Source organism: Acinetobacter sp. IK23 (assembly GCF_035615275.1).
Lineage (GTDB): Bacteria > Pseudomonadota > Gammaproteobacteria > Pseudomonadales > Moraxellaceae > Acinetobacter > Acinetobacter seifertii.
The window spans coordinates 13,675-40,207 of record NZ_JANBNX010000026.1; the positions used below are offsets into that span (position 1 = coordinate 13,675).

Annotated in this window: 23 protein-coding genes; 18 read left to right on the plus strand and 5 right to left on the minus strand. The window is 41.0% G+C overall.

The features are described 5' to 3' along the window. Positions 1-625: 625 nt before the first annotated feature. The 3 genes from MSG95_RS15090 to MSG95_RS15100 all read right to left on the minus strand — a co-directional run bounded on the left by MSG95_RS15090 (position 626) and on the right by MSG95_RS15100 (position 5,073). Entirely contained in the window at positions 626-1,909 is a 1,284-nt protein-coding gene (locus MSG95_RS15090) for a ribonucleotide-diphosphate reductase subunit beta (protein ID WP_004703550.1), read from the minus strand. A 138-nt stretch (positions 1,910-2,047) separates the two neighbouring features. Next, positions 2,048-2,182, minus strand: coding sequence for a hypothetical protein (locus MSG95_RS15095; RefSeq protein WP_002120013.1), 135 nt, complete (start codon positions 2,180-2,182; stop codon positions 2,048-2,050). Positions 2,183-2,238: 56 nt separating this feature from the next. Then, complete coding sequence (locus MSG95_RS15100; protein ID WP_174736550.1) at positions 2,239-5,073, minus strand: ribonucleoside-diphosphate reductase subunit alpha; 2,835 nt, start codon at positions 5,071-5,073, stop codon at positions 2,239-2,241. Between the two features lie 329 nt (positions 5,074-5,402). Between MSG95_RS15100 and MSG95_RS15105 the strand changes: the two genes are divergently transcribed. From MSG95_RS15105 to bfmS, 3 genes are read left to right on the plus strand one after another with little or no spacing between them, the layout of a single operon-like run. After that, positions 5,403-5,609, plus strand: coding sequence for a hypothetical protein (locus MSG95_RS15105; protein WP_019457085.1), 207 nt, complete (start codon positions 5,403-5,405; stop codon positions 5,607-5,609). After that, a complete protein-coding gene (gene bfmR / locus MSG95_RS15110; RefSeq protein ID WP_000076440.1) occupies positions 5,606-6,322 on the plus strand; it encodes a response regulator transcription factor BfmR in 717 nt (238 codons plus the stop codon). Before MSG95_RS15105 ends, bfmR begins: the two co-directional genes overlap by 4 nt. Positions 6,323-6,354: 32 nt before the next feature. Then, entirely contained in the window at positions 6,355-8,004 is a 1,650-nt protein-coding gene (bfmS, locus tag MSG95_RS15115) for a sensor histidine kinase BfmS (protein ID WP_324624655.1), read from the plus strand. 21 nt (positions 8,005-8,025) lie between these two features. Here bfmS and MSG95_RS15120 read toward each other — a convergent pair whose 3' ends face one another. Together MSG95_RS15120 and MSG95_RS15125 are read right to left on the minus strand one after the other, a co-directional pair. After that, the gene (locus MSG95_RS15120) at positions 8,026-8,379 is read right to left on the minus strand and encodes a hypothetical protein (protein WP_004703515.1); all 354 of its coding nucleotides are present in this window, start codon (positions 8,377-8,379) and stop codon (positions 8,026-8,028) included. A 93-nt stretch (positions 8,380-8,472) separates the two neighbouring features. Then, positions 8,473-9,894, minus strand: coding sequence for a diguanylate cyclase (locus MSG95_RS15125; RefSeq protein ID WP_324645111.1), 1,422 nt, complete (start codon positions 9,892-9,894; stop codon positions 8,473-8,475). A gap of 425 nt (positions 9,895-10,319) precedes the next feature. On the opposite strand from MSG95_RS15125, the gene ndhC reads away from it, so the two are divergent. The 15 genes from ndhC to MSG95_RS15200 all read left to right on the plus strand — a co-directional run bounded on the left by ndhC (position 10,320) and on the right by MSG95_RS15200 (position 26,510). Next, a complete protein-coding gene (gene ndhC / locus MSG95_RS15130) occupies positions 10,320-10,871 on the plus strand; it encodes an NADH-quinone oxidoreductase subunit A (RefSeq protein WP_004703510.1) in 552 nt (183 codons plus the stop codon). 6 nt (positions 10,872-10,877) lie between these two features. After that, complete coding sequence (locus MSG95_RS15135; protein ID WP_100192118.1) at positions 10,878-11,555, plus strand: NuoB/complex I 20 kDa subunit family protein; 678 nt, start codon at positions 10,878-10,880, stop codon at positions 11,553-11,555. An 83-nt stretch (positions 11,556-11,638) separates the two neighbouring features. Next, on the plus strand, positions 11,639-13,426 hold the full coding sequence (gene nuoC, locus MSG95_RS15140; RefSeq protein ID WP_004703507.1) for an NADH-quinone oxidoreductase subunit C/D: 1,788 nt from the start codon (positions 11,639-11,641) through the stop codon (positions 13,424-13,426). Positions 13,427-13,439: 13 nt separating this feature from the next. Next, positions 13,440-13,949 (plus strand): NADH-quinone oxidoreductase subunit NuoE, encoded by a 510-nt coding sequence (nuoE, locus tag MSG95_RS15145; protein WP_003653477.1) that lies wholly within the window; start codon positions 13,440-13,442, stop codon positions 13,947-13,949. Then, on the plus strand, positions 13,946-15,277 hold the full coding sequence (gene nuoF / locus MSG95_RS15150; RefSeq protein ID WP_004703505.1) for an NADH-quinone oxidoreductase subunit NuoF: 1,332 nt from the start codon (positions 13,946-13,948) through the stop codon (positions 15,275-15,277). The genes nuoE and nuoF overlap by 4 nt, the downstream gene beginning before the upstream one ends. Before the next feature lie 11 nt (positions 15,278-15,288). Next, a complete protein-coding gene (gene nuoG / locus MSG95_RS15155; RefSeq protein WP_324624656.1) occupies positions 15,289-17,973 on the plus strand; it encodes an NADH-quinone oxidoreductase subunit NuoG in 2,685 nt (894 codons plus the stop codon). A gap of 3 nt (positions 17,974-17,976) precedes the next feature. After that, a complete protein-coding gene (nuoH, locus tag MSG95_RS15160; protein WP_004703499.1) occupies positions 17,977-18,993 on the plus strand; it encodes an NADH-quinone oxidoreductase subunit NuoH in 1,017 nt (338 codons plus the stop codon). 18 nt (positions 18,994-19,011) lie between these two features. Continuing rightward, positions 19,012-19,554 carry an NADH-quinone oxidoreductase subunit NuoI gene (gene nuoI / locus MSG95_RS15165; RefSeq protein ID WP_004703498.1) on the plus strand — a complete coding sequence of 181 codons (543 nt, stop codon included), beginning with the start codon at positions 19,012-19,014 and terminating at the stop codon, positions 19,552-19,554. Next, positions 19,554-20,072 carry an NADH-quinone oxidoreductase subunit J gene (gene nuoJ, locus MSG95_RS15170; protein ID WP_014205902.1) on the plus strand — a complete coding sequence of 173 codons (519 nt, stop codon included), beginning with the start codon at positions 19,554-19,556 and terminating at the stop codon, positions 20,070-20,072. The genes nuoI and nuoJ overlap by 1 nt, the downstream gene beginning before the upstream one ends. After that, positions 20,072-20,380, plus strand: a complete 309-nt coding sequence (gene nuoK, locus MSG95_RS15175; protein ID WP_000529822.1) for an NADH-quinone oxidoreductase subunit NuoK — start codon at positions 20,072-20,074, stop codon at positions 20,378-20,380. The genes nuoJ and nuoK overlap by 1 nt, the downstream gene beginning before the upstream one ends. Next, complete coding sequence (gene nuoL / locus MSG95_RS15180; protein ID WP_324624657.1) at positions 20,377-22,266, plus strand: NADH-quinone oxidoreductase subunit L; 1,890 nt, start codon at positions 20,377-20,379, stop codon at positions 22,264-22,266. Before nuoK ends, nuoL begins: the two co-directional genes overlap by 4 nt. 1 nt (position 22,267) lies before the next feature. Then, the gene (gene nuoM / locus MSG95_RS15185; RefSeq protein ID WP_039251650.1) at positions 22,268-23,866 is read left to right on the plus strand and encodes an NADH-quinone oxidoreductase subunit M; all 1,599 of its coding nucleotides are present in this window, start codon (positions 22,268-22,270) and stop codon (positions 23,864-23,866) included. Between the two features lie 2 nt (positions 23,867-23,868). After that, complete coding sequence (gene nuoN / locus MSG95_RS15190) at positions 23,869-25,365, plus strand: NADH-quinone oxidoreductase subunit NuoN (protein WP_002050422.1); 1,497 nt, start codon at positions 23,869-23,871, stop codon at positions 25,363-25,365. A 100-nt stretch (positions 25,366-25,465) separates the two neighbouring features. Next, positions 25,466-26,101, plus strand: a complete 636-nt coding sequence (gene upp, locus MSG95_RS15195) for a uracil phosphoribosyltransferase (protein ID WP_004703485.1) — start codon at positions 25,466-25,468, stop codon at positions 26,099-26,101. A gap of 115 nt (positions 26,102-26,216) precedes the next feature. After that, the gene (locus MSG95_RS15200) at positions 26,217-26,510 is read left to right on the plus strand and encodes a cold shock domain-containing protein (RefSeq protein WP_004703483.1); all 294 of its coding nucleotides are present in this window, start codon (positions 26,217-26,219) and stop codon (positions 26,508-26,510) included. Positions 26,511-26,533: the final 23 nt, after the last annotated feature.

The window sequence follows — 26,533 nt, forward strand, 5'->3', positions numbered from 1 at the left end:
CGTATTAAATTAAAAATTAATTTTAAAATTAAATTCATATTGATATTTTTATTTTTTATTCATATTGTTGTATGTGTTATATAAAATAAATTTAATTTATTAACAGTTATATTGGATAGCTATGTAGTTGATTTTTATGATCTGGTAAAATTAAATATGGATAAGAGTATTGATTTAAAGAAATGGAAGTGCTCTAAATGTAATGGTTTTATTGTAGTTGATCATTCAAAAATTCAAAAAGAAGATTCTGTGCAATTTGTATATAGACGAATAACTAATAATGATTCTATTTATTTTATTTATAGAGTTGGTTTAGTAGTTAGCCGAAAGGAAAAATTATTAACTATTAAATATAAGAGTAGGTTCTATAAGGTGCTGGATAGTGGTACTTATCCTGTAAATGCTCCAGCTCTTATTGTCTATAATATGTTTTGGATTTGTGGTTGTTAGTGTCTGAATATTAAAAATGCTTATTTTAGCCAGTTAAAATTAATATAAATTTTAAATTTCTATATTGTTGATTTTGTTCTTTATTTTATCTGTTGTTTTCTAATTTAATGAAATATGTCTTAAATAAAAAACCGCTAATAGATAGCGGTTTTTTCTTAATTAACTAAGTCGAAACTTACCAGCTTAACGCACCACCAGTTTGGTAGTCAGTTACGCGAGTTTCAAAGAAGTTCTTCTCTTTACGTAAGTCCATCATTTCTGACATCCACGCAAATGGATTGGTTACACCAGCAAATTGCTCTGGTAAACCTAACTGAGATAAACGACGGTTGCAGATGAATTTCAAGTATTCTTCCATCATGCTTGCGTTCATACCCAATACACCACGTGGCATTGTGTCACGTGCATATTCGATTTCAAGCATTGTGCCTTCAAGAATCATTTGAATCACTTCTTGTTGGAACTCGGCAGTCCAAAGGTGAGGGTTCTCAATCTTGATTTGGTTAATCATGTCGATACCAAAGTTCAAGTGCATAGACTCATCACGCAAGATGTATTGGAACTGTTCAGCAACACCGTTCATCTTGTTACGACGGCCCATACTCAAGATTTGAGTAAAGCCACAGTAGAAGAAGATACCTTCAAGTACACAGTAGAATGCGATCAAGTTACGAAGTAAACGTTGGTCGTTTTCAGGAGTACCAGTGTGGAAAGTAGGGTCACTTAAAGATTGAGTGTACTTAAGACCCCAAGATGCTTTACGCGCAACAGATGGAATCTCACGGTACATGTTGAAGACTTCGCCTTCATCCATACCTAAAGATTCGATACAGTATTGGTAAGCGTGAGTATGAATTGCTTCTTCAAACGCTTGACGCAAAATATACTGACGGCATTCAGGGTTAGTAATGTGACGGTAAATCGCCAATACCAAGTTGTTCGCAACCAAAGAGTCCGCAGTCGAGAAGAAACCTAAAGAACGCATAACAATAGTACGCTCATCTTCGGTTAAGCCATTTTCAGACTTCCAAAGCGCGATGTCATGGTTCATGTTAACTTCTTGTGGCATCCAGTGGTTTGCACACCCGTCAAGATACTTCTGCCAAGCCCATTCGTATTTAAATGGAACAAGCTGGTTCAAGTCAGCGCGACAGTTAATCATGGCTTTGTCGTCAACCTGAACGCGTTGCGCGCCCATTTCTAGCTCTTCAAGGCCAGGAGCAACGTCTAAATGTTCTAAGGCTGCAGAGGCTCTAGCCATTGTATCGGAGGCAACTGTTGGTCGCACGGAATGGGTTCCAGCGGATTGTGGAGCTGCCACGCTCGGCGATGATGGCTGCGCAGTAGATACATTCTGCGAATCTGGCGTTTTTTCCGGTTGGATGGCCGCAGACTTGTGTTCAGGTGCAGCCGGTTTTTGCGAATCATCTTCAAAATCGTCCCAACTAAGGATAGACATTTTTGTTCTCTCTTCGTTGTATATATCTATATTTGACATCTCTTAAACGAAGATGTCCCTACTATACGCTTTTAATGTGTAAACAAAATTAAGTTTTATTAAGGTATGACCAAATTTTGGGCCTTTGGTCTCTACTCACTACAACTTATTTTGCTTACGCTGTTGCTTACGTATCGTAATGAATGCGTAAACCATCGGCATATAAAAGAAAATAAAGGCAAAGATTAATACTCCAACACCAAGCATATAATTATGGCTGAGATGAGAAAGCATAATCTTTACCTCTTTTAAAATTGCTCTTTAGTGAAAAAGAGCAATTTTATTGAATGTTATTGGCAAGCTTCACAATCAGGGTTGTCGATTGAGCAAGCCATTGGTACAGGAGCTGCTTGGGTAAAGCCTTCTTCTTCAACCGCTGCTTCTGGTTTCTTCGCTTCTACAACAGGGGTAGCAACTGGAGCTGCTTCAACAGTCGCAGGTTTAACTGCGTTTAAAGCACCTGTGTTAATTGTAGATTTTTCAGCAGAAGTCGCACCTAAAGCTCGGAGGTAATAAGTTGTCTTAAGACCACGTAACCATGCCATCTTGTATGTGATGTCAAGTTTCTTACCATTTGCACCAGAGATGTAAAGGTTAAGTGACTGAGCTTGATCAATCCATTTTTGACGACGTGATGCAGCATCAACGATCCAACGTGTATCTACTTCAAACGCAGTAGCAAAGATTGCTTTTAATTCTTCAGGAATACGAGCAATTTTTTGTACTGAACCTTCAAAGTGTTTAAGGTCGTTAACCATTACTGTGTCCCAAAGACCACGGTCTTTCAAGGCACGAACAAGGTAAGGGTTAATAACAGTGAACTCACCAGACAGGTTAGATTTCACATATAAGTTTTGGAATGTTGGCTCAATAGACTGAGAAACACCACAAATGTTCGAGATGGTTGCCGTTGGAGCAATTGCCATCACGTTTGAGTTACGCATACCGTCTTTTTGAACTTTGGCACGTAAAGTGTCCCAGTCTAAACGTTGAGTACGGTCAACTTCGAACATACGCTCTGGACGAGATTTCGCAACAATTTCTAAAGAGTCGATTGGAAGGATACCTTGATCCCACAATGAACCTTTGAATGTTGAGTAAGAACCACGTTCAACAGCCAAGTTGCTTGAAGTTTCAATCGCATAGTAGCTAATCACTTCCATTGATTCATCTGCAAAATCAACAGCAGCGTCTGAACCGTAAGCAATACCCATCTCGTATAGCGCATCTTGGAAGCCCATGATACCCATACCTACAGGACGGTGTTTCAAGTTAGAGTTTTTCGCTTGTGGTACAGCATAGTAGTTAATGTCGATAACGTTATCGAGCATACGTACTGCTGTTTTAATTGTGCGAGCTAACTTCTCACGGTCTAACACACCACCTTGAACGTGTTGTACAAGGTTGATCGAACCCAAGTTACATACCGCAATTTCGTCTTGATTTGTATTCAAGGTAATTTCAGTACATAAGTTAGATGAGTGAACTACACCAACGTGTTGTTGTGGTGAACGTAAGTTACATACATCTTTGAACGTGATCCAAGGGTGACCAGTTTCAAACAACATAGAAAGCATTTTGCGCCATAAATCTTTAGCACGCACTTTCTTGTGTAGCATGTTAGTTTCTTTCGCTACAGACTCATAGTAAGCATAACGCTCAGCAAATTCAGCACCAGTTAAGTCGTGCAAATCTGGAGTTTCAGAAGGGGTAAAGAGTGTCCATTCACCATCTTCAAATACACGTTGCATAAACAAGTCTGGAACCCAGTTCGCAGTGTTCATGTCGTGTGTACGGCGACGGTCATCACCAGTGTTTTTACGAAGCTCTAAGAACTCTTCGATGTCTAAGTGCCAAGTTTCTAGGTATGCACATACAGCACCTTTACGCTTACCACCTTGGTTTACGGCAACAGCAGTATCGTTCGCAACTTTCAAGAATGGAACAACACCCTGAGACTTACCATTTGTACCTTTAATATAAGAGTTCAAGGCACGTACAGGTGTCCAGTCATTACCTAAACCACCAGCCCATTTAGAAAGCATCGCGTTGTCACGCATTGCACCATAAATGTCATAAAGGTCATCGCCAATCGTTGTTAAGTAACAACTTGAAAGCTGTGGACGTAATGTACCTGAGTTAAACAGGGTAGGCGTAGAAGCCATATAGTCGAAGCTAGACAATAAGTTATAGAACTCGATTGCACGCTCTTCTTTATCTTGCTCATTGAGTGCAAGACCCATTGACACACGCATGAAGAATAATTGTGGTAACTCGAAGCGAACGCCGTTTGAGTGAATGAAGTAACGGTCAAATAGAGTTTGTAAACCTAAGTAGGTAAACTGATTAGAGCGTTCTGGTTGAATTGCTGCTGCTAGTTTTTCTAGGTCGAAGTCAAGCAAGTCAGGTGAAAGCAAATCAAGCTCTACACCTTTTTTCAAGAATGCTTCGAGTGCATTGTTTTCAGCAGTATCAGTTGGTAGGCCTAAGAAAGCTAAACCTGTGCCCACTAATTCATTACAGAGCAAACGTGCAGTTACGTAAGTGTAGTTTGGTTCTTGTTCAATACGGGTACGTGTTGCCATCATCATGGTTGTAGCAATATCGCTTTCTTTTACGCCGTTATATAAGTTTTTAACGGTTTCATCTACGATTGCTTGAACGTCAATACCTTCCAAACCTTCAGCTGCTTTAGAAACTGTAGCTTGTAATGCACTTAAATCAAGTGGCTGAAGCTGACCGTTCGCGTCAGTAACTTGTAAAGTAGGGTGGTGGTTTGAGTTTGTTTGCTGACGAGCGTTAGCGCGTTGTTCACGGTAAATCACATAAGCGCGGGCAACTTTTTGTTCCCCAGTACGCATTAAAGCAAGTTCTACTTGATCTTGAATTTCTTCAATGTGGATCGTACCGCCCGATGGTAAACGGCGAGTAAATGTATTTAAAACCATTTCCGTCAACTGGGTAATACGGTCGTGAATACGGCTAGAATCCGAACTCTGTTGACCTTCCACAGCAAGAAAAGCTTTACCAATCGCAACAGAAATTTTATCTGCATCAAATGCAGCAACATCTCCAGTGCGTTTAATCACCTGAATTTGACCGGGAGTCGAAGTAATTACGCTCATGCCAGCATAGCTCCATTGTCACTTTTGTTATGTTCATAGACCGTTTGAACCGAGCAAAAAACATGCCACGATATTTGAGGGATAAACACAAGACTTAGTAGTTAAAGTTTATTTTCAACACAAGATACGGGATTTTTTAAGCTAGATCAATCTTGACTTTTTAGTAATTTTTTATCTGTATGATTTGTCGGGATATAGCATACCAAAGCTATTAAAAAACGCTTATAGATAACTTTGTGGATAACTCAAAAAACAAGCACTTGAATGAATTTAAATTCCGCCAAGAAATAATTTGTTTAATATTCATACATAGGAAATATGAATAGATTATGACTTTTAATAACAATAAACAGATATTAAAAATACTTGGAAATTCAAAGATTAATAAAATGCAACAAAACATGGTTGTCATGTATCAGTTTGGTGAACGCCTACTTGTTTACAATGTAAACGTGTGTATATTGCAAATGATAAACGAATGTATCTGCAAGATTTTTAAGATGCATGTAATGAGATTTATAGGGGCAATGATATGAGCCAAGAAGAAAAGTTACCAAAGATTCTGATCGTTGAAGATGACGAGCGTTTAGCACGATTAACTCAAGAATACTTAATCCGCAACGGCTTGGAAGTTGGTGTGGAAACTGATGGTAACCGTGCAATTCGTCGTATTATTAGTGAACAACCAGATCTTGTGGTCTTGGATGTCATGTTGCCAGGTGCCGATGGTTTAACCGTTTGTCGTGAAGTTCGTCCACATTACCATCAACCTATTTTAATGTTGACTGCACGTACTGAAGACATGGACCAAGTACTTGGTCTGGAAATGGGTGCTGACGATTATGTCGCTAAACCAGTTCAGCCACGTGTATTGTTAGCGCGCATTCGTGCACTATTACGTCGCACAGATAAAACTGTTGAAGATGAAGTTGCACAACGTATTGAGTTTGACGACCTTGTCATCGACAATGGCGGCCGCTCTGTAACGTTAAACGGTGAACTTGTTGACTTTACAAGTGCTGAATATGACTTGTTATGGTTGCTTGCATCAAACGCTGGTCGTATCTTATCGCGCGAAGATATCTTCGAACGTTTACGTGGTATCGAATACGATGGTCAAGACCGTTCAATCGATGTGCGTATTTCGCGTATTCGTCCAAAAATTGGCGATGATCCTGAAAATCCAAAACGTATTAAAACTGTACGTAGTAAAGGTTACTTGTTTGTTAAAGAAACCAATGGATTGTAAAATCTGATTAAACTTCCTATAAGGTTGGTCGAGTGTTTAAACACAGTATATTCCTGCGAATATATGCGGGGCTGGTAATTCTTGTTGTTTTGGTGGCTGTTTTTGGGTATTTACTGGTACAAATTATCAACTACCAACGCGCGCAAGAATACCGAGAATCTTTAACTGATGGTATTTCTTATGTCATTAGTGAAGGGGTCGCTCGACAACCTGGGAAGCAGCAAAAGATAGATTGGATTTCTGACGCATCTGATTTGCTCGAACTTCCAATTTACTATACCGATGCAAGTAAGGTTGAACTGTCTCGAACCGAGAAAAAACGGATCGAAGCACAAAAATCTGTAGTTCGTTACGATGCAAGCAATAGTATTGCTTATGTGATTATTGGCTTGCGTGACGACCCGCAGCATTATCTATCTATAAAAGTCGACAAAATTAGTGAACGCCAAATGAAGGCTCTTCCTATTTTTGTACTCGACTACCTCATGTTTTATCCGTGTCAGGAACAAGAGTATCTTGCCAAGATTCAAAAACATTTTTCATATCCAATCAATATTCAAAACATTCAAGATATAAATCTGGATTCTGAACAGATTGGACGTTTACGCCAAGATCAAAGCGTGATGTTGTACAAAGATAGTGCAACAGTACGTGGTACAACTATTTCGATTGTCTCTCCAATTCCGAACCATCCTACGCAAGTTTTGGTGTTAGGCCCTGTTCCAATGTTTAACTGGATGCCTTTACAGCTTTCTGCGGGTATTACCTTATTTAGCTTGTTCTTATTAAGTTTAGGTGTCTATGGTTTGATTTTGCCGTTAGAGCGCAAAATTCGACAAGTGCGTTATGCATTAAACCGTATGAAATCGGGTGATTTGTCATTGCGTGTTCCTATTGAAGGAAGTGACGAAATGGCAAACTTGGCTTCAAGCTATAACAATATGTCTGATCATATTCAGCGTTTAATTGAAGCTCAACGTGAGTTAATGCGTGCCGTGTCTCATGAACTGAGAACGCCAGTAGCACGTATACGCTTTGGTACGGAAATGTTGGCCGAAGAAGATGACTACAATCATCGTATGCATCAGGTCGACATGATTGATAAAGATATTGAAGCACTCAATACCTTGATTGATGAAATTATGACTTATGCAAAACTAGAGCAGGGCACACCTTCGTTAGATTTTGCAGAAATTGTGCTGTTTGAAGTGTTGGATCAGGTTGCTGTTGAAACTGAAGCTTTAAAAACGCAGAAAGAGATTGAGCTCGTTCCACCACCTTTATATGTCAAGGTGGATGCAGAGCGTCGTTACCTTCACCGTGTTGTACAAAATTTGGTCGGAAATGCGGTTCGTTATTGTGATAATAAAGTGCGTATTACTGGTGGTATTCACAGTGATGGCATGGCTTTTGTCTGTGTTGAAGATGATGGGCCGGGTATCCCTGAACAAGACCGTAAGCGTGTATTTGAAGCCTTTGCGCGTTTAGATGACAGCCGTACGCGTGCCTCTGGTGGTTATGGTCTGGGACTTTCAATTGTAAGTCGTATTGCTTACTGGTTTGGTGGCGAAATTAAAGTTGATGAAAGCCCAAGTTTGGGTGGGGCACGTTTTATTATGACTTGGCCTGCACATCGATTTAAACAACCCCCATTAAAAGCCAATAAAAAAGCACCTGCATAAGGTGCTTTTTTATTGGTTGATTTATAGTTGAGTCGCGTCAGGCTCCAAAATCGGTTTGCCGCTTCTTAGACTGTTGAGAGCATCGGTATTAAAGTCAATTAACAGCGAATTATTTTTAGCATCAATTTGATATTTTTGAATAAGAGGTTGGTCTCCATTCAAAGTTTCAACTTTATATGAATCTGCAATATGTAAAATGCCTTCTAGGTTTGTCGTGGTTGACGCGAAATCTTGTCTAAAAATTTCATAGACATCTCTCAAGTCAAAAATGGCATTATCTGCATCTGGATGTTTTTGAATATAGCTTTCTATATGTCGCACGAGTAATTGCGCGAACAAGTAATAGTCTGGTTTATGCGTATATTCTAGATTCATACATTTTTCTCCTTATTATCTGTTATTAGCATACATGGCAAAAACAGAAGTTATTGTATAAAATTCATTACACTAGATGATGACTTTAAAATATTACAAAGAAATAAAAACCCGATTACGTCCTTGGCGTTTAGCTTGATAGAGTGCGTCATCGGCTTCTTTAAACAGGCTTTCAATAGACCGATGGTGATTTGGTGAATATAGACTTATACCAATACTGACCTGTACAAAAATAGGTAATTTCCCATAAACATAAATCGGTTGCTGGCTAATCTTGGTACGTATTCTTTCGGCGAGCTCAAAAGCGGCTTCTTTATTGGTATCAGGAATAAAAATTGCGAACTCTTCGCCACCAAAACGTCCTAGTAAATCATGAGGGTGCAAAATATTTTGTATAGTGGTTACACAGGTTTGTAAGGCTCTATCTCCAATTAAGTGGCCATAACTATCATTTACTTTTTTAAAATGATCGACATCCAGCATAAAAAAAGCAGATGTTTTATTTTCCTTTTGAACTTTTTCTTGAAGTATACGAACTGATTGTAAAAATTGACGTCGAGTTAAACTAGATGTGAGCTCATCATGGGCAATAGCATGTTGGGGTTTTTGAATTAACTCAGAATGAAGTGCACTAATGCTAGAAACAGTCAGAGGTGCAAGCGTCATCATAATTAAGCCAATACGAATTGAAATGGTATTGCTGAGGTAATCTTCTGGATAAAGTAATAAATAATGCCCAGAGACATGGTAAATAATATAAGCACTGGTAAATGAGGTAATTAGGGCGACCACAATAGGTTTGTAGCGTATAGCACACCAAACTAAAGCTGCGATTGGATAGAGTAAAGAACCTGGCCCAGAGTCGTAATAACTTACTGTAATTGAAATTAATACAGCTAAAAAAGGCAATAAGTCGATAATGCTTATATGCTCCCGATGACCATTAAAATAACGTTTTATCTGGGAGTAAGCAGGGATGTTGAGCAGTATAGGAAGTAAGAGTAGGGCATTTTGTAGTTCTGATGTCATCCAGTAACCAAACTCAGCCCAAAAGCTGCCAAGCATAAACTTGGTATTAAACATAGGCACAAAAGTTGCGGCAAATAAAGCGCCAACTAAACTGCCTATGCCACATAACCCGAATAAAAAAAGGTAAGAATAACCACGATGAGCAGATCTAATGTGTTGACTTAAACATAGATACAGCACTAAAGAGGTAACAACATAAATATAGTTAGATGTTGTTAGGATAATAGTCAGTAAAAATGGTGTACCTTGAATAAGGTCGGCAATAACATATCCAGTATATGCACCAAGAAAAGTACCGAGCTTACGTGTTTGAGGATAGCGAACCAGTAATCCTAATAAAACTGAATTGGCCGGCCAGAAAAAAGCCAGAAAACTAAGGGGCCGAGATGCAATTCCAATAAAGCAGCATATCGAAACAATGATCGTAAATAGAATGAAAAATTTCAGGAAGGAAGAAAATGAAAGTTCACGAAGTGAGTATGGCATCAGCTGCCCTTAATGATAAATACCCTTATCCAAGAGTAATAAATATTATGCATGATTAAACATTCATCATAATTCAGAGCAGAAGATGAATACAATAAAAAACCGCTTAATATTATAAAAAAGTAAGTTGTTTAATTTGACCAAATGAGCGATTGTTCAAATAATATTAAAAATCAAAAAATGAAAAAAATCATCACAAGCATAAAAACTATCAAATAAACCGATTATGAACGGTGAAACCCCCTCTACAAGACATAGATGAATACTTTTGATTAGAAAATCATCCAAAAGACTAAGACGCTTCAACTAGCATGCGAAATTAGAAATCAGGTACAATTGGCGGGATTAATTTTGTGTTTGGTGTATTCAAAGGCCAATACATACATTCTTTGTTAAATAATAGGCCTGCCAGGAGTTATCCCCGCATGAGTGCCATTACTCCATACGACTGGGCGATTATCGCCTTCGTGATCGGCGTTACATTTCTTTGCGTCTTTATGCTCACAGTTCCCTTACTCCTCGGGGGAAAATCGTGGGGACGTGCTAAGCAAGAGCAGTTTGAATCAGGTGTCGTGAGTGCTGGTGGCGCTCGCATTCGCCTGTCTGCAAAGTTCTATTTAGTTGCAATTTTCTTTGTTGTATTCGACTTAGAGGCACTTTACCTCTATGCATGGTCTACTTCTGTGCGTGAAGTAGGGTGGTTGGGATATACCACTGTTGTGATCTTTGTCGTTGATCTATTGATTGCGCTTGTTTATGCCTTCTCTGTAGGTGCCTTAAGTTGGTCACCAGCAGATCGTCGTAAATCAGCAGGTGAAAAGATCAAAGTTGGCTCACCAACAATGAATATTGCTGAAATTACACGCTTTAACTCTATTGAAGAGCTCGTAACTGACCCTACAGGCCAGATTCCAGCCCAATCATCAGGTCGTGTTAAGTCAAAAACTACACCTGCATTGTCATCTGAAAAGGAGTAAGTCGGGATGAAATATACTCTGACCCGCGCGAATCCGGATGCTGATCAATACCCATTGCAAGACCGTCAAATTGTGACTGATCCGCTTGAAGAGGAAGTGAATAAGAATGTATTCATGACTCGTTTAGAGGATGTCTTGCATACAGCAGTAAACTGGGGACGTAAAAACTCTTTGTGGCCATTTAACTTTGGTACCTCATGTTGTTACGTTGAATATGCAACGACTTTAACAGGCGTGCATGACTTGTCCCGTTTCGGTGCAGAGGTTATTCGTGCTTCACCTCGTCAGGCTGACTTGATGATTGTTGCAGGTACCTGCTTTGTCAAAATGGCTCCGGTTATTCAACGTTTGTACGAACAAATGTTAGAACCTAAGTGGGTTATTTCAATGGGTGCTTGTGCAAACTCTGGAGGTATGTACGACATCTATTCAGTAGTACAAGGTGTAGACAAAATTATTCCTGTTGACGTGTACGTCCCAGGTTGTCCACCTCGTCCTGAAGCATTAATTCAAGCATTAATGCTTTTGCAAGACCAGATTCAATTAGAGCGACGCCCGCTTTCTGCCGTGATTGGTGATGATCTTCAGCCAGTGTATAAGCCAAAGATGATGCCAGAACGTGATCGTAAGAATGCACAGCGTATTGCCGTTAAAAACTTGCGCTCTATGGATGAGACTAAATAATTTTTGACGGTCCTTTGACATATCTAACCGATATGTTCATCGAGAAAATTGACAGAATTTGTATTAAATAGGAAGCCAAGCCAATGGCTGAAACTGACATTGCTATGCCAGAGTCAACACCAGTTGATTCACGCCCAGCATTTGCAATCGTAGAAGAGCTCAAAACCAAATTTGGTGAGAACTTCTATGTGCAGGCGACTTTTGAAGAGTTTCCAACAGTCTGGGTTGAGCGCGCACGCGTGCAAGAAGTCCTCATGTTCCTGCGTAAAGTGGAACGTCCTTATGTAATGCTGTTTGACTTATCAGCGATGGATGAGCGTTTACGTCAACATCGTGATGGTTTACCAGCATCTGACTTCACTGTGTTCTATCATTTATTATCGCTTGAGCGTAATAGTGACATTCGTATCAAGGTTGCCTTGAACGAAAATGATCTTAACCTCCCGACAGCGACAAATATCTGGCCAAATGCCAACTGGTATGAACGTGAAGCTTACGATATGTTCGGTATCAATTTCGAAGGGCATCCAATGCTCCGTCGTATTTTGTTGCCAACTTATTGGGAAGGTCACCCGCTTCGTAAAGAATATTCAGCACGTGCGACAGAATATACGCCGTACATGCAAGACAAAGCGAAGCAAGATTTCGAACAGGAACACTTACGCTTTGTACCTGAAGATTGGGGTCTTAAGCGTGGTAACGCTGACGAAGACTTCATGTTCTTGAACTTGGGTCCTAACCATCCATCTGCGCACGGTGCGTTCCGTGTTGTATTGCAGTTAGATGGCGAAGAAGTGAAGGACTGTGTACCTGATATCGGTTATCACCACCGTGGTGTGGAAAAGATGGCTGAACGTCAAACATGGCATTCTTTCATTCCTTATACTGACCGTGTTGACTACTTAGGTGGTTGTGCTCAAAACATGCCGTATGTAATGGCTGTAGAGCAAATGGCAGGTATTAAAGTTCCTGAACGTGCACAAGTAATTCGTGTCATGTTGAACGAATTGTTCCGTATTAATAACCACTTGTTATTCTGTGGTACGGCAATTCAGGATGCCGGTGGTATGACACCAGTATTCTATATGTTCGCAGACCGTCAAAAAGTTTACGACATTGTTGAAGCAATCACGGGTTACCGTATGCATCCAGCATGGTTCCGTATTGGTGGTACAGCACATGACCTTCCAAACAACTGGCAAAAACTTGTTAAAGAGTTGCTAGAGTGGATGCCTAAACGTTTGAACGAATACTACACAGCTGCACTTAAAAACTCTGTGTTTATTGGTCGTACACGTAATGTTGCTCAATACGATGCAAAATCTGCGCTTGCGTGGGGTGTGACTGGTACTGGTTTACGTGCAACAGGTATTGATTTCGACGTTCGTAAATATCGTCCATACAGTGGCTATGAAAACTTTGATTTTGATGTGCCAGTTGAGTATGAAGGCGATGCATACGCTCGTGTACTTGTTCACTTCCGTGAAATTACTGAGTCACTCAAAATTATCAAACAGTGTTTGGATAACATGCCTTCTGGTCCATATAAAGCGGATCACCCATTGGCTGTGCCACCACCAAAAGATAAGACATTACAAGACATTGAAACCTTGATTACGCACTTCTTAAGCGTGTCATGGGGTCCTGTTATGCCTGCTGGTGAATCATCATTCATGACAGAAGTTGTGAAAGGTGCAAGTACTTATTACTTGACTTCAGATAAAGCGACCATGAGTTATCGTACTCGTATTCGTACACCGACGTTTACTCACTTACAGCAAATGCCTTCAGTGATTAACGGAAGTTTAGTATCTGACTTAATCATTTATCTGGCGACCATTGACGTGGTTATGGCTGACGTGGATCGCTAAGAGGTAACACATAATGATGATTTTGACTGATAAAAAACCACGTGTGAATGTTGAAGGAATTTTGACTGCGGAAGAAATTCACGACATCGAACATCACATTGGTCACTATCCGTACCCACGTGCAGCCTCTTTGGATGCTTTGAAGTGCGTACAGCGCCGTAATGGTTGGGTAGATGACGCTCAAATGAATGCCATCGCACAGTTGTTGTCGATGAGTGTTGCTGATTTGGAAGGTGTTGCAACATTTTACAACCGTATCTATCGCCATCCGGTAGGTCGTCACGTAATTTTGCTTTGTGACTCAATTGCTTGCTTCTTAATGGGTGCTGAAACACTTGCTGAAGCATTCCAGCGTGAATTAGGTATTCAGTATGGTCAGACGACACCAGATGGTCGTTTTACACTGCTACCAATTTGCTGCCTAGGCAACTGTGACAAAGGCCCAACGTTAATGATTGATGAAGATACTCACGGTTTAGTGGAAGTGACATCAATCAAACAGTTATTGGAGAAGTATGTATGAATACCGAACCAAAACCAATTTATGGCGACGGTAATCCGGAAACTCATCCACTGACTTGGCGTTTAAGCAAACAAGAAGCAGTACGTAGCGCTGACGATTACGAAGCACTTGAAGGTTATGCAGGCTTTAAAAAAGCATTAGGTATGAAACCTGCTGAAGTGTTAGATGTCATTAAAGCTGCAACTGTAAAAGGTCGTGGTGGTGCAGGCTTCCCAGCAGGGATCAAATGGTCTCTTATGGCACCAAATGATGGTGGCCCACGTTACTTAATCTGTAACGCCGATGAGATGGAACCAGGTACCTTTAAAGACCGTTTGTTGATGGAAAAACTTCCTCACCAATTGATCGAAGGTATGTTGATTGCAGGTTATACCTTAGAAGCAACTCAAGGTTATATCTTCATTCGTGGCGAATACATCGAGGCTGCACAATACCTAAATGAAGCGCTTGAGCAAATTCGCGCTAAAGGTTACTTAGGTGACAACATTTTAGGTTCTGGCTGGAACTTTGAGTTACACGTGCATACAGGCGCAGGTCGTTATATCTGCGGTGAAGAAACTGCATTGATTAACTCACTTGAAGGCCGCCGTGCTAACCCACGTACTAAACCACCATTCCCGCAAGTTGCTGGTGCATGGGGTCGTCCGACGATTGTGAACAACGTTGAAACTTATAACAACTTGCCAGCAATCATGCTTCGTGGTCCAGAGTGGTATATCGGTTTATCAGCTGGTAAATCAAAAGATCCAGGCACTAAGATTTATGGTGCGTCAGGTAAAGTTAAATTCCCTGGTCTTTGGGAACTTCCATTTGGTACGACTGCTCGTGAAGTAATTGAAGATCATGCTGGTGGTATGCGTGAAGGCTTGAAGCTTAAAGCATGGTTACCAGGTGGTGCTTCAACTGACTTTTTACCTGCAGATACTATTGATTTACCAATGGATGCAGACACTATTATGAAAGCAGGTTCTCGTTTGGGAACATGTTTGTTGATGGTGGTAGATGAAACTCAATGCATGGTATCGCTCACTCGTAACTTAGAAGAGTTCTTTGCGCGCGAATCATGCGGTTTCTGTACACCATGCCGTGATGGTTTGCCATGGGCTGTGAAAGCGCTTAAAGCACTTGAGACAGGTGAAGGTAAGAAAGAAGACATCGATCATTTACAAGAGTTAACTCGTAAATTGTGGATTGGTAAAACTTTCTGTGCCCACGCACCAGGTGCGATGGAGCCGCTTATGGGCGCACTCAAACATTTCCGTGGTGAGTTTGAAGCGAAAGTGACGAATCGTCCTGTCGTGCAAACCAGCAACGTAGAACAAGCTTAAGGAATTCGACTATGGCTACAATTCATGTCGATGGAAAATCGTATGAAGTCAACGGCTCGGAAAACTTGCTACAAGCATGTTTGAGTCTCGGCATCGACATCCCATATTTTTGTTGGCATCCATCCTTAGGTTCGGTTGGTTCTTGCCGTCAATGTGCCGTAACTCAGTATGCAAATCCTGAAGATACGCGCGGACGTCTTGTGATGTCATGCATGACGCCAGCATCTGACAATACCTATATCTCGATTGAAGACAAAGAAGCTACGGATTTCCGTGCGTCTATTGTTGAATTCTTAATGACGAATCACCCACACGACTGTCCAGTATGTGAAGAGGGTGGTCACTGTCATTTACAAGATATGACTGTAATGACAGGTCACGACCGTCGTCGCTATCGTTTTACGAAGCGTACACACTACAATCAAGAACTCGGCTCATTCATCGCGCATGAAATGAACCGTTGTATTGCTTGTTACCGTTGTGTTCGTTACTACAAAGACTATGCGGGTGGTACAGACTTTGGTGTATATGCCAATGCGTCACGTGTTTACTTTGGTCGCCCAGAATCAGGTACTTTAGAGTCTGAATTCTCAGGTAACTTGACTGAAGTATGTCCAACAGGTGTATTTACCGACAAGACTCATTCAGAACGCTATAACCGTAAATGGGATATGCAATATGCACCAAGCGTGTGTCATGGCTGTTCTTCGGGTTGTAACATTTCTCCGGGTGAGCGTTATGGCGAAATCCGTCGTGTAGAAAACCGTTTCAATGGTTCGGTTAACCAATACTTCCTTTGTGACAAAGGTCGTTTTGGCACAGGTTATGTCAACCGTGCAGATCGTCCGCGTCAACCTCAATTCCGTAATGGTGAAACAGTAGCAACTGTTTCAGTTGACCAAGCTTTAGATCAAGCAATTGCGAAACTTGAAGGTAAGAAAGTTTTAGGTATTGGTTCACCCCGTGCAAGTTTAGAATCAAACTACGCATTACGTGAACTTGTAGGTCAGGCAAACTATTCAACAGGTGTTGCACAAAAAGAGCAAAATCTTGTTGAGCTTGCAGCTTCAATCATGCAAACAGAGGGTATTTATAACCCGAACATGCGTGAAATTGAAGGCTATGATGCAGTATTAATTTTGGGTGAAGATTTAACTCAAACTGCACCTCGTATGGCATTGTCAGTTCGTCAAGCTGCGAAAAACAAAGCTCGCGAAATGGCTGCAAAAACACGTACGCCAGATTGGTTGGCTGAGCCTGTACAACGTATTGGTCAGGAAGCGAAGTCTCCGATCTATATCTTGGCTGCAACTCAAACTCGTCTTGCTGATGTTGCGACTGGTGAAGTGGTTGCATCGCCAAACGACATCGCGCGTTTAGGTTTTGCAGTTGCTGCAGCAGTTAAAGGTGAAGTTGTAAGTGGTTTAGATGACGATGCAAAAGCATTTGCTCAAACTATTGCCGACACTTTAAAAGCAGCAAACAAACCGTTAATTATTGCGGGTACAAGTTTGCAAGATGCTTCAATTATGGAAGCTGCGGCAGAGTTAACGCAAAACCTTGGTTCAAAAGCTGGTTTAAGCCTTGTTGTTCCTGAAGTGAACTCTATGGGCTTGGCATTGTTTGGCGGTTTAAGCCTTGAACAAGCATTTGCTCAAGACTACGACACACTTGTGATTGTTGAAAATGACTTGTTCCGTCGCTTACCGGCTGCTCAAGTTAAAGCAGCACTTGATAAAGCTGAAACAGTAATCGTGCTTGATCACAGCGAAACAGAAACTGTGAAACAGGCGGATATTGTACTTTCAGCATCAAGCTTTGCTGAGGGTGATGGTACTGTTGTAAGCCAAGAAGGCCGCGCACAGCGCTTCTACCAAGTTTACGACCCAAGCTACTACAAGCCTGAATACGCGATTAAAGAATCTTGGCGTTGGTTGCATGCCATTGAAACTGGTCTTAAAGGTAAGCCAGTTGATTGGACATTGCTTGATGACGTTATCGAAACTATCGTTAAAAATGTTCCTGTGCTTGAAGCAATTCAAGACGTTGCACCAGATGCAGGCTACCGTGTACATGGTTTGAAAATTGCGCGAGAACCACGTCGTTATTCTGGTCGTACAGCAATTCGTGCACCTTTATCGGTTCATGAACCTAAACAGCCAACAGATCCAGACTCAGCATTAACATTCTCTATGGAAGGTTATGTTGGTCCACAAAAAGCATCTTCACTTGTACCATTTGCGTGGGCTCCAGGTTGGAACTCTCCACAATCTTGGAACAAATACCAAGATGAAGTGGGCGGTCACTTAAAAGGTGGTGATTCGGGCGTTCGTTTATTCGATCGTTTAGCAAAACGTCCAGCACGTAGCTATGTTGCTCCAACTGCTGTAGTTGCAAACCCTGAAAGCTTCCGTCTTGTACCAATGCACCACATCTTTGGTTCTGGTGAATTCACGATTAAAACACCTGCAATGGAAACTCGTATTCCAGAAGCTATGTTTGCAGTTGGTGAGCAAGATGCAACGCGTTTGAATTTGCAAGAAGGCCAACGCATTACAGTTAAAGCAGGCGAAACTACAGTGAGCTTGCCTGTACAAGTAATTGAATACTTACCTACAGGTTATATCGGTTACCCAGTTGGTTTAGCACCAACAGTATCGTTAGCTGAGCCTGTTTCAGTGGCATTAGGAGTGTAATTCATGAATCAAGAAATTATACGTCAAACGCCACTTTGGGCTGAGAACTGGCCAATTGCTTATGCAGTTGTTCAAGCAGTTGTGATTTTGCTTGTCGTTGTTCTTGTTGCTGCGTTGATGTCTTTTATTGAGCGTCGTTTACTTGCTTGGTGGCAAGACCGTTATGGTCCAAACCGTGTTGGTCCTGGTGGTATGTTCCAGATCGTTGCCGACATGCTTAAGATCATGTTCAAAGAAGACTGGACACCAAAATTTGCTGATAAATTAACTTTCCGTTTAGCTCCGGCAGTTGCGATGGCAACTGCGGTGCTTTCGTTCATGGTTATCCCGGTGAGTCCTTCACTGGGTGTTGCCGACATGAGCATCGGTTTGTTGTTCTTTATGGCAATGGCTGGTATTGCAGTCTATGCAGTCTTATTTGGTGGCTGGGCTTCAAATAACAAATACTCATTGCTTGGTGGCTTACGTTCAGCTGCTCAAACCATTTCTTATGAAGTGTTCTTGGGTATCTCGTTAATGGGTGTGGTTGCAATTGCAGGTTCATTCAACCTTCGTGAAATTGTTGAAGCACAACGCGATGTTTGGTTCGTTATTCCACAATTCTTAGGTTTCTTGATTTTTGTGGTTGCTGGTGTTGCGGTAACTCACCGTCATCCATTTGACCAACCAGAAGCAGAACAAGAATTGGCTGAAGGTTACCATGTTGAATATGGCGGTATGAAATGGGGTATGTTCTTCGTTGCTGAATATGTCAACGTTGTACTTATCTCTGCATTGATCGTGACTTTATTCTTTGGTGGCTGGTTAGCGCCATTCAATTTAGAAATTCCATTTGTTCCACCAGTATTCTGGTTTGTGATTAAAACAGCATTCTTTGTAATGATGTTTGTATTGGCACGTGGTTCTTTAATGCGTCCACGTTATGACCAAGTCATGAACTTTGGTTGGAAAATTTGTTTGCCATTGGCGTTGGTCAACTTGTTAGTGACTGGTGCTGTGATTCTGATGAATCAGGCCTAGGACAGCAGGGAGTACAAAATGTATAAATTTCTAGCTGGATTCGGATCAATTGTACGTTCGTTGTTTATGGTATTTAGCCATGCAACGCGTAAACGTGACACGATTTTATATCCAGAAGTACCGGCTGAACAAATTGTGCCGCCACGCTTTCGTGGTCGTATCGTATTAACGCGTGACCCAGATGGGGAAGAACGTTGTGTGGCATGTAACCTTTGTGCGGTTGCATGTCCAGTTGGCTGTATTTCACTACAAAAAGCAGAAAAAGAAGATGGGCGTTGGTATCCGGAGTTTTTCCGTATCAACTTCTCTCGTTGTATTTTCTGCGGTATGTGTGAAGAAGCATGTCCAACGACAGCGATTCAAATGACTCCAGATTTCGAGTTAGGCGAATACGTACGTCAAGACCTTGTATATGAGAAAGAAAACTTACTCATTTCAGGTCCAGGTAAATACCCAGACTACAACTTCTACCGTGTAACTGGTATGGCTGTTAGCGGTAAAGAGAAAGGTCAAGCACAAAAAGAAAGTGCACCAATCGATGTACGGAGTCTATTACCATGATGTGGCCGTTTTATTTGATGGCGCTCGTGGCCATCGTTTCTACGGTTCGTGTAGTTACTAACACGAACCCTGTACATGCATTGCTTAGTCTGATTGTTTCATTACTTGCAGTTGCTGGTATTTTCATGATCGTAGGTGCGCCGTTTGCTGGCGCCCTCGAAATCATTGTTTATGCTGGTGCAATTATGGTCTTGTTCGTATTCGTGGTGATGATGCTTAACTTAGGGCAACACACTGTAGAACAAGAGCGTAAATGGCTTTCTTCAGATGCTTGGGCATATCCAGCACTCATGAGCTTTTTACTTGGCTTACTTTTAGTTTGGATGCTTGGTGGTGAATATACAACCATCTCTGCACCACTTGGAGCACAAGTAATTGGACCAAAAGTTGTTGGTCAAGCGCTCTTTACTCACTACTTATTATTGGTTGAAGTTGCCGCGATGTTATTGCTAGCAGCCCTTGTTGCAGCATACCACTTAGGTAAACGTGAACCAGGTGCAGAAGAGGAAAAAGAATAATGGGCCAGATCCCTTTAGAACATGGTTTGATTGTTGCAACCATTCTTTTTGCACTCGGTTTTTACGGTGTAATGGTGCGACGCAACCTACTATTTATGTTAATGAGCCTTGAAATCATGATGAATGCTGCTGCGTTAGCATTCGTTCTTGCGGGTAGCGTATGGGCACAACCAGATGGACAAGTGATGTTCATTCTGATTTTAACCCTTGCTGCGGCAGAGGCGTGTATCGGTCTTGCGATTGTCCTTCAGTTCTATCATCGCTTCCATCATTTGGATGTGGATGCTGCTAGTGAGATGCGCGGATGAGTTATTTATATCTAACAGTATTATTTCCGCTAATCGGTTTTATTTTATTGGCGGTAGGGCGTGATAAGCTCTCTGAAAATGTTGCAGCAATTATTGGTGTGGGTTCTGTAGGTTTATCTGCATTATTTGCATTGATTGCTGGTATGGCATTTACCAATAGCGGTCAGCAGGTTTTTGTTCAAAACCTTTGGACATGGTTCAATGTTGGTGGTTTCGCTCCTGGCATTAGCTTACATTTAGATGGCTTATCTTTACTTATGATGGGCATGATCACTGGTGTTGGTTTCCTAATCCACATCTTTGCATCATGGTACATGCGTGGTGAAGAAGGTTATGCGCGCTTCTTCTCTTATTTCAACCTATTCGTTGCAAGCATGCTTGTGCTTGTATTGGGTGATAACTTAGCGTTGTTATTCTTAGGTTGGGAAGGCGTAGGTCTTTGCTCTTACTTGCTCATCGGTTTCTATTATGCAAACCCTGCAAATGGTTGGGCAGCGATCAAAGCATTTACAGTTACCCGCGTAGGTGACGTATTCTTACTTATCGCTTTATTCTTGCTTTACCAACAATTTGGTACGCTGAATACTCAGTACATCGTTGAACATGCAGCAGAAGTAATGACGAAAAGTTCGTCACTTACCATCTGGACTGCATTAATGCTGTTCTTAGGTGCTGCTGGTAAATCTGCTCAAATTCCATTGCAAACATGGTTGGCAGATGCGATGGCAGGTCCAACACCTGTTTCTGCATTAATCCACGCAGCAACAATGGTAACGGCTGGTGTGTACTTATGCTGCCGTCTATTTAGCGTATTTGAGCTTGCACCTGAAGTGATGCAATTCATTTCGGTAACGGGTGCTGTAACTTTATTAGTTGCAGGCTTTGCTGCTCTTGTGCAAACAGACATCAAACGTATTTTGGCTTACTCAACAATGAGTCAGCTTGGTTATATGTTTATGGCTGTAGGTGCAGAAGCTTACCAAGCTGGCTTGTTCCACATGTTGGCTCACGCATTCTTCAAAGCATTATTATTCTTGTCTTCTGGTGCAGTTATTCTTGCTTACCATCACGAACAAAATATTTTCAAAATGGGCGGTTTGTTCTACAAAAACAAATTCCTATTTGCATGTTTCGCGATTGGTGGCGGTGCATTAGCAGCGATTCCATTCTTAACAATCGGCTTCTTCTCAAAAGATGCGATTCTTGGTGAAGTTTGGGTTCAAGGTCAATCAGTTGCTCTATACCACACCTTATATTGGGCTGGTGTAGCAGGTGCGTTCCTGACTTCAATCTATACCTTCCGTTTAATCTGGGTTGTATTCTTCGGTAAAGAAAATACACATTACCATGAGATTAAAGGTGCAACTTACTGGGCTCCATTAGGTATCTTGGCTGTATTGTCTACTTTTGTGGGCGCTGCACTAAAAGGTCCTGTAGCTGGTATTTTAAATACAGCAAAAATTCCTGAATTCCACGTTGCTGAACAGTTTGTAGAAGGCATGCATGGAGCAGAGCATTTAGCTGTAGGTATCGCGCTTGTTGGTTTAGCAGTTGGTATTGGTCTGTTTGCATTTGCTTACGGTGCAGTAAAATCGTTTGCTCAAACAAGTCTTGGTGCTGGCTTAGCTCATATCTGTCGTACTGCATTTGGTTTCGATGCGTTGTATGACATCGTTTTTGTTAAACCTTATTTATTCTTCGCCAAACTATTTGGTCGTGATCCAATTGATAGCTTGTGGCTTGTGCTTCCTGCGCTTGTTAAAGGCGGAAACAGTTTTACAAGCTCACGTCAAACAGGTTCATTGCGTGAATACGCATCAAGCATGTCACTCGGTGTAGTGGTGTTATTGATGATCTTGATCGTTATTCAGGTAGTGGGGAAATAAAATGGAAAACAATTTAATTTTACCCGCGCTGATCCTTGTTCCGTTCATTGCAGGTTTTGCTTGTTGGTTAGTCGATAAACTCGACAAAACTTTGCCACGCTGGATTGCCTTAATAGGTATGCTCATTACTTTGGGCTTAGGTCTTGCACTTTGGCAAAGTGGTACTTATACGTACGAGTTGGGCTCAAAAGTCCCAACTTGGTCAGCTGAGTTCTATTTACCGTGGATTAAATCTCTCGGTATTGGCATTCACTTAGCAGTGGATGGCTTGTCTTTACTCATGGTGTTGTTAACGGCTTTACTCGGTGTACTTGCTGTTGGTTGTTCATGGGGTGAGATTCAAAAGAACGTTGGTTTCTTCCACTTAAACTTATTATGGAGTTTAGGTGGCGTTATTGGCGTGTTCTTGGCAATTGATTTGTTCCTATTCTTCTTCTTCTGGGAGATGATGCTTGTACCAATCTACTTCTTGATTGCGTTATGGGGTCATAAAGGTTCAAACGGCCGTTCACGTGTTTACGCTGCAACTAAGTTCTTCTTATATACGCAAATCGCTGGTTTAGTGATGTTAATCGGTATCCTTGGCCTTGTGGTCTATGGTTACATGATGACTGGTATGATCGGTTTTGATTACAACTATTTATTAGCTGTAGCGAATCGTTTACCTGCTGGCTTCGCGTATGGTTTCATGATCTGCTTCTTTATTGGTTTTGCAGTGAAGTTACCAGTTTTCCCATTGCATGGTTGGTTACCAGATGCGCATGCTCAAGCTCCTACAGCGGGTTCTGTAGACTTGGCTGGTATCTTGATTAAGACAGCAGCGTACGGTTTGCTCCGTTTTGTAATTCCATTCTTCCCAGCAGCTTCTGCACAGTTTGCAGATATTGCGATTATTTTCGGTTTGATTGGTATTTTCTACGGCGCTTGGTGTGCTTACCAGCAAACTGACATGAAACGTTTACTTGCGTATACGTCGATTTCACACATGGGCTTCATTTTACTTGCAATCTATGCAGGTAATATTTTGACCTTCCAAGGTTTAATGATCATGATGTTGGCACATGGTTTGTCATCTGCTGCATTGTTCATTATGTCTGGTCAAATCTACGAGCGCTTGCATACACGTGATTTGCGTTTGATGGGTGGTCTTCGTGGTCAACTCCAATACTTACCATTCTTCTTAATGTTCTTCGTAGCTGCTCTTGTTGGTGTGCCAGGTTTAGGTAACTTTATTGGTGAATTCCTGATTTTGATGGGTTCATTTAATAAATATCCTGCCTTCACGATTCTTGCTTCTATCAGCCTTGTATTTGCAGGTTTATATGGCTTGATCTTGATTCACCGTGCTTTATTTGGTGAGCCAAACCCTGAACAAAAGCAACACTACACTAGTCCATTAAAAGACTTATCTGCTCGTGAAGTTGTTATTTTGATGATTTGTGCGATTGGTCTCGTTTGGCTTGGTATCTTCCCACAAACATTCTTGGATGTATCTCATTCAAGTATGCAGTGGTTGGTCAATAGTTATGTGCCAGTACAAGAAGTCGTTGAAACTGTTCAGCAAACAGCTACTCAACTTGACCATGTGGAGATCCAATAATCATGAACTTCACAGTATCATTCTCTACGCTTATGCCATTAGCACCTGTGATGATTGTTGCATTGACAACAGTTGTCGTTATGTTGCTTATTTCAATTAAGCGTAACCATAATTTAATCGCAACAACTTCTGTTGTCGGTTTAAACCTTGCTGCACTTTATATCTTGCTAGAACTATTTGGCGGTAAATTTGTACCGGCAAATGTGATGGGCATGTTTATGGTTGATCCATTTACTTTGTTCTATCAGTTCATGATTTTAGTTGCATCATTGGCTTGTTGTACTCTGTCTCATGCTTACATCGAGACTTATAAAGACAACCGTGAAGAACTCTATCTTCTGTTACTTGCTTCTGTAGCTGGTGCAATGTTGATGGTTGCAAGTTCTCACTATGCATCTTTCTTTATTAGCCTTGAGTTAATGTCGATTCCTGTATATGGCTTACTTGCTTATACATATCAACGTAGCCAATCGCTTGAAGCGGGTATTAAGTACCTTGTACTTTCTGCAACAGCTTCTGCAATGTTGTTGATGGGTATGGCGTATATCTACGCTTACACTGGTTCGCTTTCATTCTATGATTCTGTTCAAGCTTTATTTGGCGCAATCAAACAGCCAATGGTGTTATTAGGTTTAGCACTTATTATTTTCGCTGTTGCATTCAAATTATCGCTTGCACCGTTCCACAAATGGACACCAGATGTATATGCAGGTGCTCCAGCGCCAATGGCAACTTTCTTAGCGACTGCTGCTAAGGTTGCAACTATTGGTTTGTTCGTACGTTATTTGCTTGCTTCTGGCGCAATCATGGTGAACTCGCTAGTGACTGTTTTGACAATCATTGCTGTATTGTCAATTTTAGTCGGTAACTTGCTCGCTGTTCGTCAAGTGAACTTAAAACGTATTTTGGGTTATTCATCTATTGCTCACTTTGGTTATTTGTTAATTGCTTTAATCAGCATGACATATGCGAGCTTAGGTAGCGTAACTGTGTATGTGGTGACTTATGTATTAACCACTATTGGTGCCTTTGGTGCAGTAGCGTTAATGTCTAGCCCATATAACAACGTAGATGAAGCTCAAAGCCTTGCAGACTACCGTGGTTTGTTCTGGCGTCGTCCAGTACTTACAGCAACATTAACAGTCATGATGTTATCTTTGGCTGGTATTCCATTAACAGCAGGCTTCATTGGTAAGTTCTTGGTTGTTATGGCTGCTGTAACGACTCAACACTGGTTCTTAGCTGCAATGATTATTGTGGGTAGTGGTATTGGTTTGTATTACTACTTACGTGTGATGGTTGTGATGTATATGACTCCACCTGAAACTCCTCGTATTGATGCTGATGCACATTGGGGACAAAAAGTGGGTGGTTTGATGGTATTAGCTGCTGCTGCATTAGTGATTATTTTGGGTGTATATCCAGATCCAATGATTAATTTGGCATTAAAAGCAGAAATTTTATCTCCATTACATTTCATGCTTTCGCAACAACAATAATTCTTGTGTACAAAAAAGCCTCCAAATATGGAGGCTTTTTTTTATTGATAGTTAAAAAAAGATTATAATAAATACGTTTTTATATTTTTAGGTAACATCTGTGGCCATTCAAGAAATTCGTCACCCACTTATTCGTCATAAATTAGGTTTATTACGTCGTGCTGACATCAGTACTAAGAATTTCCGTGAGCTTGCTCAAGAAGTGACTATGTTATTGACATATGAAGCAACGAAAGATTTACCAGTTGTGGATTGCGAAATTGATGGATGGGCTGGAACTGTTACTACTCAGCGTATTGCTGGTAAAAAAATAACGATTGTACCGATTTTACGTGCTGGTATTGGTATGCTTGATGGCGTGCTTAATCTGATTCCAAGTGCAAAAGTAAGTGTGTTAGGTCTTGAGCGTAACGAAGAGACTTTGGAAGTACGTACTTACTATAAAAAGCTAGTTCCAGATGTGGCTAACCGTATTGCAATGATTATCGATCCTATGCTGGCAACAGGTAACTCTTTGGTTGCTGCAATTGATGTGTTAAAAGCAAGTGGATGTAAAGATATTCGTGTTATGGTATTGGTTGCAGCTCCTGAAGGAATTGCAAAAGTTGAGGCAGCACATCCTGACATTCAGCTTTATACTGCATCTATTGATGACGGCTTAAATGAACAAGGTTATATCGTTCCTGGTTTAGGCGATGCTGGCGACAAGATTTTTGGTAGTGTTCAAAAAGATTAATTTTTGAAATAGTCATAAAAAAAGAGACTTCATCAAACCGTATTTTTTAACAGCGGAATTGAAAGTCTCTTTTTATTTACAGCAATGATTGGATGGGAAAAGTAGGGGAAAGATCATGAAACAAGAGTTTTATATTGGAAGAGTAAAACAATATAACGCCGATAAGGGGTTTGGTTTTATTTCGACCACTGAAGGAGATATTTTCTTTCATATTTCTGACTTTCCTGCATCAGAAGGTGAGCCGAAAAGAAATGAAAAAGTGAGATTTCTTGCGGCTGACAATCAAGGGAAATTTAAAGCGATCAAAATTGAGCGTGTTGACACGAATCCTGCGAAAACAAAAAAAAATAAAATTGCGGATCACAATAAAGCGATCACGAGTGAGTTATTGTCAAATTTCCGACGTTAATAATGAGCTAGATGTAATATATT